13 protein-coding genes are annotated in these 14,225 nt (G+C 59.5%); 3 read left to right on the top strand and 10 right to left on the bottom strand.

Annotation, left to right across the window (positions count from 1 at the left end):
• The first annotated feature begins 322 nt into the window (after nucleotides 1-322).
• Nucleotides 323-1,405 (top strand): GlxA family transcriptional regulator, encoded by a 1,083-nt coding sequence (locus PQQ52_RS11295; RefSeq protein ID WP_408210527.1) that lies wholly within the window; start codon nucleotides 323-325, stop codon nucleotides 1,403-1,405.
• A gap of 96 nt (nucleotides 1,406-1,501) precedes the next feature.
• Here the strand turns inward: PQQ52_RS11295 and PQQ52_RS11290 are convergent, their stop codons facing one another.
• The 8 genes from PQQ52_RS11290 to PQQ52_RS11255 form a co-directional block, all read right to left on the bottom strand.
• The gene (locus PQQ52_RS11290; protein WP_408210525.1) at nucleotides 1,502-3,247 is read right to left on the bottom strand and encodes a T6SS phospholipase effector Tle1-like catalytic domain-containing protein; all 1,746 of its coding nucleotides are present in this window, start codon (nucleotides 3,245-3,247) and stop codon (nucleotides 1,502-1,504) included.
• Nucleotides 3,248-3,270: 23 nt separating this feature from the next.
• Entirely contained in the window at nucleotides 3,271-3,816 is a 546-nt protein-coding gene (locus PQQ52_RS11285; RefSeq protein ID WP_408210523.1) for a DUF3304 domain-containing protein, read from the bottom strand.
• A 159-nt stretch (nucleotides 3,817-3,975) separates the two neighbouring features.
• Nucleotides 3,976-4,365 carry a DUF3304 domain-containing protein gene (locus PQQ52_RS11280; protein ID WP_408210520.1) on the bottom strand — a complete coding sequence of 130 codons (390 nt, stop codon included), beginning with the start codon at nucleotides 4,363-4,365 and terminating at the stop codon, nucleotides 3,976-3,978.
• 192 nt (nucleotides 4,366-4,557) lie between these two features.
• On the bottom strand, nucleotides 4,558-5,274 hold the full coding sequence (locus tag PQQ52_RS11275) for a DUF4123 domain-containing protein (protein WP_408210517.1): 717 nt from the start codon (nucleotides 5,272-5,274) through the stop codon (nucleotides 4,558-4,560).
• A gap of 512 nt (nucleotides 5,275-5,786) precedes the next feature.
• Nucleotides 5,787-6,722 (bottom strand): choline ABC transporter substrate-binding protein, encoded by a 936-nt coding sequence (locus PQQ52_RS11270; RefSeq protein ID WP_408210515.1) that lies wholly within the window; start codon nucleotides 6,720-6,722, stop codon nucleotides 5,787-5,789.
• Nucleotides 6,723-6,829: 107 nt separating this feature from the next.
• Entirely contained in the window at nucleotides 6,830-7,828 is a 999-nt protein-coding gene (locus PQQ52_RS11265) for a GlxA family transcriptional regulator (RefSeq protein ID WP_408210512.1), read from the bottom strand.
• A 7-nt stretch (nucleotides 7,829-7,835) separates the two neighbouring features.
• Nucleotides 7,836-8,738, bottom strand: coding sequence for a choline ABC transporter permease subunit (choW, locus tag PQQ52_RS11260; protein ID WP_408210509.1), 903 nt, complete (start codon nucleotides 8,736-8,738; stop codon nucleotides 7,836-7,838).
• Nucleotides 8,731-9,909: a quaternary amine ABC transporter ATP-binding protein gene (locus PQQ52_RS11255; RefSeq protein ID WP_408210506.1), complete on the bottom strand. Its 1,179-nt coding sequence runs from the start codon at nucleotides 9,907-9,909 to the stop codon at nucleotides 8,731-8,733. The genes choW and PQQ52_RS11255 overlap by 8 nt, the downstream gene beginning before the upstream one ends.
• A gap of 878 nt (nucleotides 9,910-10,787) precedes the next feature.
• Between PQQ52_RS11255 and PQQ52_RS11250 the strand changes: the two genes are divergently transcribed.
• Nucleotides 10,788-11,108 carry a hypothetical protein gene (locus PQQ52_RS11250; protein WP_408210504.1) on the top strand — a complete coding sequence of 107 codons (321 nt, stop codon included), beginning with the start codon at nucleotides 10,788-10,790 and terminating at the stop codon, nucleotides 11,106-11,108.
• A 191-nt stretch (nucleotides 11,109-11,299) separates the two neighbouring features.
• Nucleotides 11,300-11,581 carry a hypothetical protein gene (locus PQQ52_RS11245; protein WP_408210502.1) on the top strand — a complete coding sequence of 94 codons (282 nt, stop codon included), beginning with the start codon at nucleotides 11,300-11,302 and terminating at the stop codon, nucleotides 11,579-11,581.
• Nucleotides 11,582-11,702: 121 nt separating this feature from the next.
• On the opposite strand, the gene PQQ52_RS11240 is transcribed toward PQQ52_RS11245, so the two are convergent.
• The gene (locus tag PQQ52_RS11240) at nucleotides 11,703-12,998 is read right to left on the bottom strand and encodes an MFS transporter (protein WP_408210499.1); all 1,296 of its coding nucleotides are present in this window, start codon (nucleotides 12,996-12,998) and stop codon (nucleotides 11,703-11,705) included.
• 118 nt (nucleotides 12,999-13,116) lie between these two features.
• Nucleotides 13,117-14,211, bottom strand: coding sequence for a tartrate dehydrogenase (locus PQQ52_RS11235; protein WP_408210496.1), 1,095 nt, complete (start codon nucleotides 14,209-14,211; stop codon nucleotides 13,117-13,119).
• Between the last annotated feature and the right edge of the window lie 14 nt (nucleotides 14,212-14,225).

The following is a 14,225-nucleotide window of genomic DNA, read 5'->3' as shown; positions in this document are numbered from 1 at the left end:
TTATACGTTGCTGCGATACCAAGATTAGCTGGGGTGCCGGGTTTGGCTTGAACTAGCCCCTATTGCACCGCACGTCAAATTGGACCGATAGAATAAAAACGGCATGACAGTGGGATAGTGGCGTCAAGCGGGCCGCCGGCAAAGCGCGGCGGCGGATTTGCGATGACTTCTGACGCATTTGCGACAGGCGCGCAGGTTGCGGCTGGCGATGCTGGTGGTGCTGAAACGGCCCGAATGAGTGGCCCGATCATTGGCCCGTTAAAGCGGACGCCATTCCCGGTGCTATGCTTGTTTCAACCCTTTTCCCTTGCTGGCCGCGTGCATGAATTCCGCTGAACCGCTTCCCCTTCAATCGATCGACGGCACCACAAAGCAGCGCATCCGCTTCGGCATCATCCTGCTGCCGAACTTCACGCTGACGGCGTTCTCGGGTTTCGTCGACCTGCTGCGCCTGTCCGCGGATGAAGGCGACTTCAGCAAGCCCGTGCGCTGTTCGTGGAGCGTGATAGGGGAAACCCTCGCTCCGGTGCGCGCGAGCTGCGGCATCCAGATCACGCCGTGGGAGACGTTCGACAACGCCGAGCCGTTCGATTACGTCGTCGTGGTGGGCGGCCTGCTGCATTCCGGGCCGGCCGCGAACGATGCGACGCTGGCCTTCATCCGTCGCGCCGCCGCTACCGATGCGACGCTCGTCGGCATGTGCACCGGCGTGTTCTCGCTGATGCGCGCGGGCGTGCTGGAAGGCCACCGGATCTGCGTGAGCTGGTTTCACTACTGGGATTTCATCGAGCGCTTTCCGTCGGTCAATGAGGAAGCGCTGGTGGCAGACCGCTTGTTTGTGATCGACCGTCGGCGTATTACGTGTTCGGGTGGGCGCGCGTCGATCGACGTGGCGGCCGCGATTCTGCTGCGCCACTTTGAAACGGCCACGGTGCAAAAGGCGCTGCGGATCCTGCTGGTCGACGATATGCAGAAGGGCAATGCGCCGCAGCCGCATCCACCGGGATTGGCGCCCGCCGCGCATCCGAAGGTGAAGCGCGCGATTCTGCTGATGGAGCAGCATGTGGGGCGTTCGTTGTCGCTTGATGAACTGGCGCGCAAGCTTGATCTGTCGCCGCGTCAACTCGAACGGCTCTTCAAGGCGCAAACCGGCAAGGCACCGCAGGCGTATGCGAAGCAGGTGCGTTTGCGCACTGCGGCCTGGCTGCTGACGAGTTCGGATAAAACGGTGGCGGATATCGCGTCGAGTTGCGGCTTTTCCGATGCCTCGCATTTGGGACGCGAATTCCGCAAGCAGTTTGGCCTGCCGCCGATGATGTACCGTGAGCAACGGGGGACGGCGGCCGAAGTTGATGAAGGCTCAGGCTATGACGAAACTTTTCCGGGGCGGGCTCAGGCGATTTGAGTGCGGCGTGGGTTGTCGGGCACGGGTTGCGCCCGGTTCAACTACGCGGCGCGCGTCAAACGTGACGCTCGCGCACTGATGTCGGCCCCGTGCCGCTCATACCTCGGCGGAAAACTCTGAAATGGATTCCAGCAGCGCGAGCCGCAGACTTTCGCCCGCGTAACGGGTGCGAAACTTCAGGTAACCGCCGCTTTCCCACGGCGCATTGCGCGAAAGAGCGCGGCCAGGCCAGTTATCGAATGGTTTGAAGCCTGCGAAAGAGTCGTGACAGTATTCGCTGAAGAAGTCGAGTTCGTCCGGGCTGAGCTTGCGGGTCCTGACCAGTTCATAAATATGCCGTCTATCACGCGGGATGTTGGCTTGCGCTTCATACGCCTGGGTCAGATGATTTTCAGCAGCCGATTGCCGGAAGATTTGTCCGCTCAGGGAGAGTTTCGAGGTGGCGACGCCTTCGCGTGCGTAATAGAGCCGGTGCTCGGCATCGTCGATCTCGCGGATGTCCTTCAGGAAGACATTGTGTGCGCCCAGCAGGTCGCTTTGCTCGGTTTGGGTCGCTTGCTGAATGAACGGCAATTTCCCGTAGCTGTCGCGGAAGCGGAGGCGCCACGCGAGGATGTCGATAAGGCAGTCGGCGATTTGGCGGGTGGCGGTGCCGTTGGTTTTGATGAAAGAGTAATAGTCGGAAAGCAACTTTTCGCTGACCGCGAAGGGGCTCCATCGTTCGGTTGTCTCCGTGGCGAACTCAATATCCACAGGTACGCGAGTTGCACGAGCGGCTTCAGGCGAGTAAGCGCCGCCCAGATCAGAGTGCATACCCGGAAAGCGAAACTGTCTGCAATTTGACGGCATCGCATCGCCAGGCGTCTGAACGTCCTCAAGAGGGAACGAATCGCGCTGTTCGTGCATGGCCACATAGTGCTCACAGTGACGAACCCGCTGTGCTATCCGTAGATTTTCGGGCTCGCCCCAGCCATTGTGGCCGTTGGCCCATCTACCCGCAGCGGGCCCCAGTCCAACGGCGGCCACTGTGTCAAAGATGCCTAGGAAGCGGATATGGGCCGTCATTCCCGCCAGTGTGTTGCCCTCGAAATATTCGTCCAACCAATTGCAGAACACACGTGCTTGCGCGGCGCCCCGACTAAATCCGAACACATCGATAAAGACCTCGACCGGTTTCGGGTGCGACGTCTCACTTATCTTCTGTGCGAGTTGGGAAAACTGGGTTTTGAGGAACTGCGTGCGATACGTAAAACCATTCATCATCAACAGTCCGCCTCGATCTTTCATGCCGACCTCGTCGAGCGCGAACTGGTCGAAGAGCGATAGGGGGTTATCGTTTTCCCCCGTGCCGGTTTGCAGCGGCAGCCAGCTATTACTACAGAGCGCCTTGACGGCCCCCGGCTGGACCATAGGGATATCGCCGTTGTCGAGCGAACTCCGCATTGAGTTCAGAACATGTAACAGGCCAAATACAATACGCGCCTCTCCGCCTGCGCCGAAACCCATGCCAAGCATGTCTCGAGCAATGTCCTCACCAATGTCGGCGAACGGCGTACCGACCCCGGGAATGTAGCGTGGGTAGTAGCCCTTCAGTCGCGAATTCGGATAGGCTCTGAAGAGCCGTGCAACGTTACTGTCCTTCATGCGTTGCAGTTGGGTTCCGCCAGCGTAATCCGGTCCCGCCCAGTCTTGGTTATTACCGGTACCATCGAAAAACAATCCGATATGCAATGGAAATTCGCACTTCTCGGCGCGGTACTGCATAGTCGGGGCGGTAGCAGTTACGCCGTCGGTGTTCATCGGGTGCGCTGCTGCGCGCAGCAGACTTACATTATCTGTCATCAATACGGTTTCCTTACTAGAATTCACTTACCTTCAGTGTCGGCGGGAATTTGCGGTTGCGGTTGCATATCCATATTTTTGAGGCGTTCGGATACCGATCGACGGTCCACCCAAGATTGCGGAAAGTCATTCCACGGTTGTTTCTGCGGAATCGGATCGTGCGGACCAGGGTACTTCGGACTCCAGGGGTAATAGTTCGACACCACGACGCGCACATTGCCATCGGCCAGAAAATGCACGTACACGTTCCCAGGTTCGGCGTATGGATCGACGGGTACGTCAGCTTCATAGTCACCGCCACCACCGTGCTTCCAGTCGCTGACTGTCCATCTCACATGCACAGTCAGACCTGGGTGCCACTTGCGAGGCATCGATGGGCTGGGAACGCTAGCGTTCCCGTCAGCCGCCCGGAACCCCGCCGTACCATTAACCGAAAAATTCGACACGCTCAGGTAGTCCGCCAGATGGTCGATGCCACCCATCGACGCAGAAACCGAGGAGGCCATAAGCGCGATTGCGAAAACGATTCCGAATTTCGCGATCCACCGCCGCCATGTGCTTTTTTTCATCCTTATCTCCGAGTTCAATCTTTCTGAACAGCACGCCACGTCGTGGTGGGCAACTCAGTACAGCCACATTCTCGGTACGGTCTCACCACGCCATCGGTATTCATCGGATGTGCTGCGGCGCATGGCAGGCCTGCGTTGTCAGTCATGGTCAAAGTCCTGCTAGCGCAGGTTGTACTTTTCGAGTTCGTCTTCCGAAAATGTCGGTCCTTTACGGGTAGGTGGCGGATACTGCTTCCACGGATATTTCTGCGGAATCAGATCGTGCGGCCCACGATAATCAGGCGCATACGGACCGATATCGGTCACCACGATCCGCAACGATCCATCGGCGAGGAAATGCACCCACATATGGCCCAGCCTTGAGTACTGGTCGACTGGCACGTCGGCCTCATGGAAATCACCGCCGCCGTGCTTCCAGTCGCTTACGCTCCACTTAACGTGCGCCGTCAATCCCGGATGCCATTTCTCAGGAATAACCGCGCAGCAAATCGTACTGCCCCCCTTCCCAGCTTGAAAGCCTCCAGTACCGTTCACCGAAAAATCAGACACGCTGAGGTAATCAGCCAGATGATCGATACCCGTCTAATCCGCCCCAAAAGTCGGCTCCTTGCCCAACGACTGGCAACCAAAGAGCGCACTCATCAAGGCCAGCCCGAACGCGGCGACCACGCTTCGGCAAAAACGTTTATTCATCCTCAACTCCAAGTCCAGTCTTTCTAAACACCGCACCACTTCATCAATTCATGCCAACCCCCAAGAAGCATGCGCCGACCTGACCTCCTCCAAAAATCGCGCATCCGTCAGCAGCGCGCCATCGGTCTTCACAGTGACAGCAGCAACATGGCGCTGCACTTCGAACGGTTCGATGCCCTGCTCCAGGACGAACAACGCGGCCGCCTCAATCAACCGGTATTGCGCGGCAATGAGATGCGGATGAAGTTCACCGCCGCTAGTCGCGTGCACATCGTCAGCCAGCGCCTGGGCGAACTGTAGTTCGAGCAGACGCTCGCTCTGCGCTTCCGACAACACGATCATGTTTTGACGACGCGGCTCGCTCGACACCGATTCGCCGAACTCCCGCTCCGCATCAAAGCGGTCCAAGTACCGCCAATGGGCAACCGGTCCTTTCAACTGTCGTTTCTGCCCGGGTGTAAGGACCCGTTCCAACGTGGCAAGCGCGCGCGTGTCGGCAAATCTCAAGTAGTAACGGTCACCGGCAGCCATCGCGATAGTGCGTTGCGATTCGAAGTGCGCGACGAGCTCACTCAGGTCTGCGCCAGTGGTTAATCGACTGATGCCGTACCGCCATGGCACCACTACCGATGTATTCGCTGGCACGATCGCATCAAAAGTGCCGGCCTCGACCAGCCACGGACCGAACCGGTGCGCATCGTATGAAGACAAATCACCGTACAGGGAAACCGCCAAGGTACGGGGCTGGATAAGAATGGACATCATCTTGAGCCGTGTGTCGTCGCGCCAAGGTCGGCGTGGCGGATGGTTAATGCGTTACGAGCAGGGAAAGGACCGCCTGTTCACCCCGTGGATAACCCGAGCCGGGTCAGGGGCGTGACGATAGATGGGAGAGGGTGTGGCAGCCGAGCATCGGCCGTATGACGATAAGTCGTTCGGTCTCTGACATCACGAGCAGTCCTTTTTGTTGTCTCGTGATGAAATTAACCGAAGGCTAAGGGAACTGCTATGAGAGTAGTCTGCTTTTGTCCTATTTTTACAAAACTTCACAGCCTTCATGGTTTTCACGAAAGCTCGGGACGTAACCTTGCGTTACGTTCCCTTTGGGTCATGCGGCGTACTGACATGTCGTGTCAGCGTGTGCGTCCGGCGGAGCCAAACCGAGTGGTTTATTGGCCGGAGCACACGCTGGCGTCAAACGCTGGTGTCGCAAACGCTATTGCCGCTCGTGCTGAGCTTGAGTTTCAGGCAAGTGCGTCCGGCGTTCAGCCAACGCCTCACTTACCCGCTACATAAGCCTTCACAGCCGGCAACCCATCTTTGCCATCAAACGTCTTCACACCCGCAAGCCACTTGTCGAGTACACCCGGATTCGCCTTCAGCCAATCCTTCGCGGCCTTGTTCGGATCTGTCTTGTTCATGATCGGCAGCATCACGTGGTTCTCGATATCCGTCGTGAAGTGCAGGTTCGACACGAGCTTCGCGACATTCGGGCAGCGCGTCGAGTAATCGTTCGGCACAACCGTCAGCACTCTGGCTTCGCCATAGTTGGGTCCGAACACGTCGTCGCCACCGGACAGATAATCGATCTTCATCTGCACGTTCATCGGATGCGGTTCCCAGCCGAGGAACACGATCGGCTTCTTGTCGCGAACCGCGCGATTCACTTCGACCAGCATGCCCGCCTCGCTCGACTCCACCAGCTTGAACTTGCCCAGGCCGTACTGGTTGCTGTCGATCATTTTCTTGATCAGCGCATTGCCGTCGTTACCCGGTTCGATGCCGTAGATTTTGCCGTCGAGCTTGTCGTAATTCTTCGCGATGTCGGTGAAAGTTTTAATGCCTGCCTGATATGCGTAGTCAGGCACTGCCAGCGTGTATTTCGCACCGGTCAGATTCGGCGCAGGCAGCACGGTAAGCTGGCCGGCCTTTTTGAACGGATCGATCATCGGATCCATGGTCGGCGACCAGTAGCCGAGGAACACGTCGATCTGCTTGCTCTTCACACCCGCAAAGGTGATCGGCACCGAGGCAATGGTCTTGGTCGGCTTGTAGCCGAGTCCTTCGAGCACCGTCGAGGCGAGACCGGTAGTCGCGGCGATATCGGTCCAGCCGACATCGGCAAACCGGACGTCACGGCAGGTGGCCGGTTCCACGGCAAAGACAGACGACACTGACAGCGCGCACAACGACGCAGCCAACAAACGTTTCATGGCGTTCCCTCAGGGTGATTGATGCTTGACTGGTTGTATTCAGCGGATTTTCAGGTGCGGTTTTTTACGCGAACTTCATTAACACCAACTCATTAACGCCAACGCAATTACGCCGACAGCCGCCGCTCGACGCTCGGCGCATGACCGAACTGCGCGCGATAGGCCTTGCTGAAATGACACGGCGAATGAAAACCGCACACAGCCGTTACCCGCGCGATCGACGCATCCGTATTGCGCAGCAGTTCACGCGCACGACGCAAACGCAGGGTGAGGTAATAATGCGTTGGCGACACGCTCAGAAACATCTTGAACATGCGCTGCAAATGACGTTGCGACAGATGCACGAGCCGCGCGAGTTCATCGAGCGACAAGGGTTCTTCGATATTCGCTTCCATCAGCCGCACGACTTCGATCAATTCCGCACGCGAGAAGCCAACCCGCGCGTCGACGGGAATATGCTGGTAATCGGTCGAACCGCGAATCCGTTCGACGATGAACTGCTCGGACACTTGCGCCGCGACTGCATGACCGAGGCGCATGCCGACCAGTTTCAGCATCAGATCGAGCGGCGCGGTGCCGCCGGTGCAGGTCATCCGGTCACGGTCGATCACGAACAGCTCATCGGCGAAACGCACATGCGGATAACTCTTGTGCAGCGGCGACATGTCTTCCCAATGCACGGTACAGCGATAGCCGTCGAGCAGGTTTGCAGCCAGCAGCGCGTACGGTCCCGTGCAAATGCCGCCAAGCGGAATGCCTCTCGACGCAACGTCCTGCAGCAATGCGATGACTGTGTCGTCCACATAATCGCGCACATGCCAGCCGGCGCAGACGATCAGCACATCCGGCATGCCCGCTTCGGCCAGCGTCGTAGTCGGCTTCACGGTGATGCCGTTGCTCGCTCGCGCCGGTTCGCCGTCCGGCGTAATCACCGACCACGTGTAGTGCTGCGCGCGACCCACATAGTTGGCCATGCGCAGCACTTCGACCGCGCTTGTGAACGCGATCATCGAAAAGTTCGGCAGCGTCAGAAAGCCGAAGTGCGCGAGTCTGGAGAGCGGCGACTCGGATGGAACCTCGACAGGAGAGATCGCGTCGCGCTTCATAAGCGGCTCAGCCGTGCTGCGCCGCCGGCGCCCGGCGCACCTTCATGAGACTGCGCAGGCCCGACAGCAACGGCGCCCGCGCCGTGCCCGGCGTACGGCCAAAGCTTTCCGTGATGCGGTCTAGAATGATCGCGAGCATCACCACTGAAAGTCCGCTTTCGAAGCCGAGCCCGATATCGAGCCGCTGAATACTTGCCAGCACGTCGTTACCGAGACCACCCGCGCCCACCATCGAGGCGATGATCACCATCGAGAGCGCCATCATGATCGTCTGATTCACGCCGGTCATGATCGACGGCAACGCGTTCGGAAACTGCACCTTGTAGAGCAACTGCAAGGGCGTGCAGCCAAATGCCTGCCCTGCTTCGACGATTTCGCGATTCACATGCTTGATGCCGAGCGACGTGAGACGCACAGCCGGCGGCATGGCGAAGATCACCGTGGAAAGGATCCCCGGCACGCGGCCGAGACCGAACAACATCGCCGCCGGAATCAGGTAGACGAACGCCGGCATGGTCTGCATCAGGTCGAGCACGGGCCGCACGATCATTTCGACGGTGCGGCTCTTCGCGGTCCAGATGCCGAGCGGCACGCCGAGCAGCAGGCTGATCAAGGTCGACGAAAGCGTGAGGCCGAGCGTGATCACCATCTGATCCCAGAAGCCGGTGCCATAGATCAGCAGCATTGCCAGCAGCGTGAACAGCGCGAAACGCCAGCCCACCCGCCACAAACCGATACCGACGAAGAACGCCATCAGCGCCCACATCGGCACGGCTTGCAGGCCATGCTCGATCAGCGCGGCAAAACTCTCAATGACTTTGCCGATGGAATCGAAGGTTGCTGCGTCGTGGTCGAGCAGGTAGTGAACGCCGTGATCGACCCAGGCGCCAAGTGGAATGACTTCAGACATGGGAACCTCGATGGCGCGTGAGAACGTTCAGCACGTTCGTCTTGTTGACCGAACCGCAGTAGGAGCCGTCCGCTTCGACGACCGGCAGCGGCGCGCGGCTCGCCACCACGCGTTCCACGACGTCGTCCAGAGGCGTAGTACGGCGGATGCATTCGACGTGATTGAGCTGCGGCGACGCGCTGCCCATCGCATCGCGGCACACGAAGCCGCGGATTTTGCGCTCGCCGTCGAGCACGAACGCGTATTCGGCGCTGCCGTTGAGCGTCGCGGCCACGCTGGAGGCGTCGATCTGCGGTGAATGCTGCATGAGCGGCACGGCGTCAGTCTGCATCAGGTCGCCGGCCGTCAGATAGCGGCTGGTGTCGATGCCTTCGAAGAACGCGCGCACATAGTCGTCGGCGGGATTCGTGATGATCTGCTGCGGCGTGCCGATCTGCACCACCTTGCCGCCTTCCATGATCGCGATCCGGGTGCCGATGCGCATCGCCTCTTCCAGATCGTGCGAGACGAACAGGATGGTGCGCTGCTGCTCGCGCTGCAGTTCGAGCAGCACGTTCTGCATTTCCTTGCGCTTGAGCGGATCGAGCGCTGAGAACGCCTCGTCCATGATCATCAGCGACGGGTTGACCGCCAGCGCGCGCGCAAGCCCCACGCGTTGCTGCATGCCGCCCGATAGCTGGGCCGGCAGCTTTTCCGCGAACGGCGCGAGGCCGACCTGCTCAAGCACGGTCATGGCGCGCTTCTCGCGCTCCTTCTTGCCGATGCCCGCCACTTCCAGCCCGAACGCCGCGTTGGACAGCACCGTGCGTTGTGGCATCAACGCGAAGGACTGGAACACCATGCTCATGTCCTTGCGGCGCAGCGCCGTCAATTCCGAGCGCGGCACGCTGGCCACGTCGCGGCCGTCGATCAGCACTTTGCCGGCGGTCGGCTCGACGAGACGATTGATCAGGCGAATCAGAGTCGACTTGCCGGAGCCCGAGAGGCCCATCAGCACGAAGATCTCGCCTTCCTTGACCTCGAACGATACGTTATGGACGCCGACTATCTGACCGGTGCGCGCGAATACTTCCTCTTTCGTCGCGCCGCCTGCCAGCATGCCGATCGCCTGTTTCGGGTTGGTGCCGAACACTTTGCACAGCCCTTCGACCACGACCTTCGGGGAATTCATTGAATGCTCTCCTATGTCGACCGGTGTTGGCGCTTTAGCTGTCGACCAGAGTAAGCGCTTCAGCGCTTACTCTGGTCCCATGCAAAGCACTTGCTCCGGTCCCATGCAAGATAGTTGCTGCAGTGGCGGACGTCCGTCCGCGCTGTGCATACATAGTTGCCAGAAAAAAGTATGCCTAGCCGACTATTTGCGACAACCACATGTGGAAATGCGACACCGCCACGGCGCGGGCGCCGCCAGACGGCGGCCAAACCCTTGCTGGGTAAGGTGTTTCGGGGTACTGGAGGGGTCAGGCGGGCATGTCGCGCCAGAGCAAGTGAATGCGGTTTGGCGGAGAAAACAGCTGTGTCGGGGAAGTGGAAGGCGCACTTGCCGCAGTGCAGCAGGCGTGCGGTTGCTCAGCGGGCGCCGTTGCACACTCGTGGCGGCGCCCGATGATCAATGAATTGATGCTCAATTGCGTGCGCGAACAGCCTGCAGCAGACGGTCCGCCCGCGAAAAATACCAGATCGCAATGCCACCCAGCACAGGGTACATGCACCACAGGCGCGCGAGCGCCCAAGCTTCAGCAGAAAAACCCATTGCATTCCCCGATCAAACGTGGATATCAGTCAGCAAAATTCAAAACGGCACGACCGGGCTATTAATTGCCGGTTCGTGACGAAAACAGCGTCGCTGGTTTTGTGAGCAGCGGGAAGAAACCGGAGGTCTAGCCGGTTTATGGTGCACGGGAATCATTACGACAACCTTAAGGCTGCTCGGCGTTACTCCGTGTTACCAATCTCGCATCCCTCTTGCACCTGCAAACTGCGGCCCTGCCTACACTGCGCAGCATCTTCACTATCATCGCCTGCAAGCGTCAGGCGATACGAAAAAACATGCGCAAGAACCTATTATCAGCGATTCTCGGCGGCGCGCTATTAGTGGCTTCCACGGTCGCTTCCGCCCACGTCGACGTGGGCATCGGCATTGGCATTCCCGGGCCGGTTTTCGTGCCCGCGCAACCGGCCTATATCGCCCCTCCGCCGGTCGTCTACGCGCCCCCACCCGTCGTGGGATATGGCTATGGCTACGGCGACGATTGGCGTGCCCGTGAATGGCACGAGCGACAGGAATGGCGCGAACGGCAGTGGCGCCACCATGAGCACGAGGAGCACGAGCGCGAATGGCACGAGCGGCACGGCTGGGATGGGGATTGAGACAAATGACGTAGTGGCTGCGCGAGGCAAGCCTTGGTGCCGGCATTGGCCGCGCCACGGCTTGTGCTTCAAAACGTGGAAGAACGTTGTTTGAGCGCCCCTAAGGAGGAGTTAAGCAAAGCTGCTTATTCTGTGGACACGCATCGACCGGAATGGCCGGCGCGGCACCATCACCCTATTGGAGAACCACCATGAAAGCGCTCAAACACATCATGCTCATTGCTTCGATCCTTGCGATCCCGACCTTGTCGTTTGCCCAGCAGATGAGCCCGCCAATGAACGATACAACGGCAGCACCCGCCGTCTCGATGCACGACACGCAGAACAATCAGTCGGGTGCGCAATATCAGCAGCCTTCGCACAAGACATCCGGATACCGTGACAGCTCGGGTTACGGCGGACCGGCCACAAGCTTTTCGCAATCCTCAACGATGCATTTCGCGGGCAAGAATTCGCGATTGTTCAATCATTGAATACGCGCGATGATGCCCTGCACTTCCGCGCTGTCCGGGACTCGCGGCAAGTCTACGGACAAAAATCAGCGCGGGAGCAAGGCACATTTTCAATCCAGAAATCGACCGGAAACCAGCGAGATCATTGCGGCGCGGGAGCCGCCCGATATCCTCGCCGGCCAATAGCCAAGGCGAGCATGGCCGATACTGCGAGACTCGCCGCCACGACATAAAGTCCGGCAGCATATCCCCCCGTCACGCTCTTCAGCCAGCCAATAGCAAACGGGCCGACGAAACCGCCAAGGTTGCCGATCGAGTTGATCATGGCGATACCGGCCGCCGCGCCGGCACCCGAAAGAAAGGTACTCGGCATGGCCCACAGCGGCGCCTTGGCCGCACTAATGCCCACGTTCACGAGGATCAGCGCCAGCACCACCGCAATGATCGTATCCGCAAAACCCGCCCATGCGAGCCCAACGCCCGCCACAACGCACGGAATCACCACATGCCACGTGCGTTCGCCAGTGCGGTCCGAATGGCGAGCCCACAGCACCATGCCGATCACGGCCAGCACGCTGGGAATCGCATTCAACGCGCCCGTACCAAGCGCGCTAAAGCCGAATTGACGAATGATCAGCGGCGCCCATAGCCCGAGCGTATAAAGACCCGCCGATGTGCCGAAGTAAATCATCGACATGATCCACACACGCGGGTCGCGCAGTGCCGCGAGCGCGCCTGCCGCATGTCCTGCCTGCGATTCACGTCCCGCGCGTTCTTCGCGCAAGGTCGTGACAAGCCAGGTTTTTTCATCCGCGGCTAGCCAAGTCGCCTTCTCTGGCGAATCGGTGAGTGCTTTCAACACCACGAACCCGAGAACGACAGCAGGAATCGCTTCGATGATGAACAGCCATTGCCAGTCCTTCAAACCGAACAGTGCCGGCATCTGCATGATGGCGCCGGAAATGGGCGAGCCGATTGCGGTCGACAGAGGCGCGGCCGCCATGAATGCAGCCGCCGCGACCGCACGCTGCCGTGCGGGAAACCACTGACTGAGATAAAGAATGATGCCGGGAAAGAAACCGGCTTCGGCCACACCGAGCAAAAAGCGCAGCGTATAGAACGAATTCGGTCCGACAACAAACGCGGAAGCCGCCGACACCAGTCCCCACGTCACCATCACGCGCGCAATCCAGATGCGCGCGCCGACCTTGTTCAGAATGAGGTTCGACGGCACTTCGAATAGAAAGTACCCAAGGAAAAAAATGCCGCCGCCCAACCCGAACATGGTCGGCGAGAGTCCGAGGTCCTTGTTCATCGTCAGCGCGGCGAAACCGACATTCACGCGATCGAGAAAACTGACAAAGTAAAGCAGCATGACGAAGGGCAAAATGCGCCACGTCAGCTTGCGAACCACACGGGCTTGCAATTCATTGGTCATGCCAGTCTCCGCTTTCTGAGTCGCCCGTGACGTGGTCGTCCAGGCGTTATGTTTTTGTGTCATGCGTGCGTGCATTGCGCGTTGCTCGCTGCCTATCGCGCGCTGTGTCTATTGCGTGTTAAGCCGCTTTGAACTCTGCCGCCGGTTCCGCTGCGAGGATTGCGCAGACCGCATCGGTCACCTGCACGGTCGTCGCCGTGCCGCCGAGGTCGCCCGTGTGCAGCGCCGGGTTCGCCGTGATGCGTTCGATCGCATTCATCAACCGTTGTGCAGCGGCCATCTCACCAAGATGCTCGAGCATCATCACAACCGACCAGAACGTGCCGACCGGATTCGCGAGACCCTTGCCCATGATGTCGAATGCGGAGCCATGAATCGGCTCGAACATCGACGGATAGCGGCGCTCGGGGTCGAGATTCGCGGTCGGTGCGATGCCAAGGCTCCCGGCCAGCGCTGCGGCCAGATCGCTCAGAATGTCCGCGTGAAGATTCGTGGCGACGATCGTATCGAGCGTTGCGGGACGATTAACCATGCGCGCGGTGGCGGCGTCGACGAGTTCCTTGTCCCATGTGACGTCGGGAAATTCCTTCGAAACTTCCAGGGCAATCTCGTCCCACATGACCATGGCGTGCCGCTGCGCATTGCTTTTGGTAATCACCGTCAGCAACTTACGCGGCCGCGACTGTGCGAGGCGGAACGCGAAACGGAGAATGCGCTCGACACCCGCGCGGGTCATCATCGAGACGTCCGTGGCCACTTCGATCGGGTGGCCCTGGTGTGCGCGTCCGCCAACGCCGGAGTACTCACCCTCGGAGTTCTCGCGCACGATCACCCAGTCGAGATCCTTCGGCCCGCAGCGCTTTAACGGTGCATCGATGCCGGGAAGGATGCGGGTGGGACGCACGTTCGCATACTGATCGAAGCCCTGACAGATTTTCAGGCGCAGACCCCAGAGCGTCACGTGATCGGGAATGTGTGGATCGCCCGCGGAGCCGAACAGAATCGCATCCTTGTTGCGGATGGCATCCAGCCCGTCGGCCGGCATCATCGCGCCGTGCTCGCGGTAAAAATCGCCACCCCAATCGAAATTCTCGAAGTCGAATCTGAAGACGTCGCTTCGCGCAGCGATGGCTTCGAGAACGCGTTGGCCCGCAGGCACGACTTCCTTGCCGATACCGTCGCCGGGAATGGTTGCGATGCGATAGGTCTTCACTGGCGTCTCCATGA

This window comes from Paraburkholderia sediminicola, from assembly GCF_046030555.1.
Taxonomy (GTDB): domain Bacteria; phylum Pseudomonadota; class Gammaproteobacteria; order Burkholderiales; family Burkholderiaceae; genus Paraburkholderia; species Paraburkholderia sediminicola_E.
The sequence above is the reverse complement of the archived record's forward strand: the minus strand, read 5'-3'. Positions and strand labels throughout refer to the sequence as shown.

Excerpts from the sequence above, each read along its gene's own strand:
- PQQ52_RS11295 (WP_408210527.1), top strand. The coding sequence starts at position 323 with ATGAATTCCGCTGAACCGCTTCCCCTTCAATCGATCGACGGCACCACA.
- PQQ52_RS11290 (WP_408210525.1), bottom strand. The coding sequence starts at position 3,247 with ATGACAGATAATGTAAGTCTGCTGCGCGCAGCAGCGCACCCGATGAAC.
- PQQ52_RS11285 (WP_408210523.1), bottom strand. The coding sequence starts at position 3,816 with ATGAAAAAAAGCACATGGCGGCGGTGGATCGCGAAATTCGGAATCGTT.
- PQQ52_RS11275 (WP_408210517.1), bottom strand. The coding sequence starts at position 5,274 with ATGATGTCCATTCTTATCCAGCCCCGTACCTTGGCGGTTTCCCTGTAC.
- PQQ52_RS11270 (WP_408210515.1), bottom strand. The coding sequence starts at position 6,722 with ATGAAACGTTTGTTGGCTGCGTCGTTGTGCGCGCTGTCAGTGTCGTCT.
- PQQ52_RS11265 (WP_408210512.1), bottom strand. The coding sequence starts at position 7,828 with ATGAAGCGCGACGCGATCTCTCCTGTCGAGGTTCCATCCGAGTCGCCG.
- choW (WP_408210509.1), bottom strand. The coding sequence starts at position 8,738 with ATGTCTGAAGTCATTCCACTTGGCGCCTGGGTCGATCACGGCGTTCAC.
- PQQ52_RS11255 (WP_408210506.1), bottom strand. The coding sequence starts at position 9,909 with ATGAATTCCCCGAAGGTCGTGGTCGAAGGGCTGTGCAAAGTGTTCGGC.
- PQQ52_RS11250 (WP_408210504.1), top strand. The coding sequence starts at position 10,788 with ATGCGCAAGAACCTATTATCAGCGATTCTCGGCGGCGCGCTATTAGTG.
- PQQ52_RS11245 (WP_408210502.1), top strand. The coding sequence starts at position 11,300 with ATGAAAGCGCTCAAACACATCATGCTCATTGCTTCGATCCTTGCGATC.
- PQQ52_RS11240 (WP_408210499.1), bottom strand. The coding sequence starts at position 12,998 with ATGACCAATGAATTGCAAGCCCGTGTGGTTCGCAAGCTGACGTGGCGC.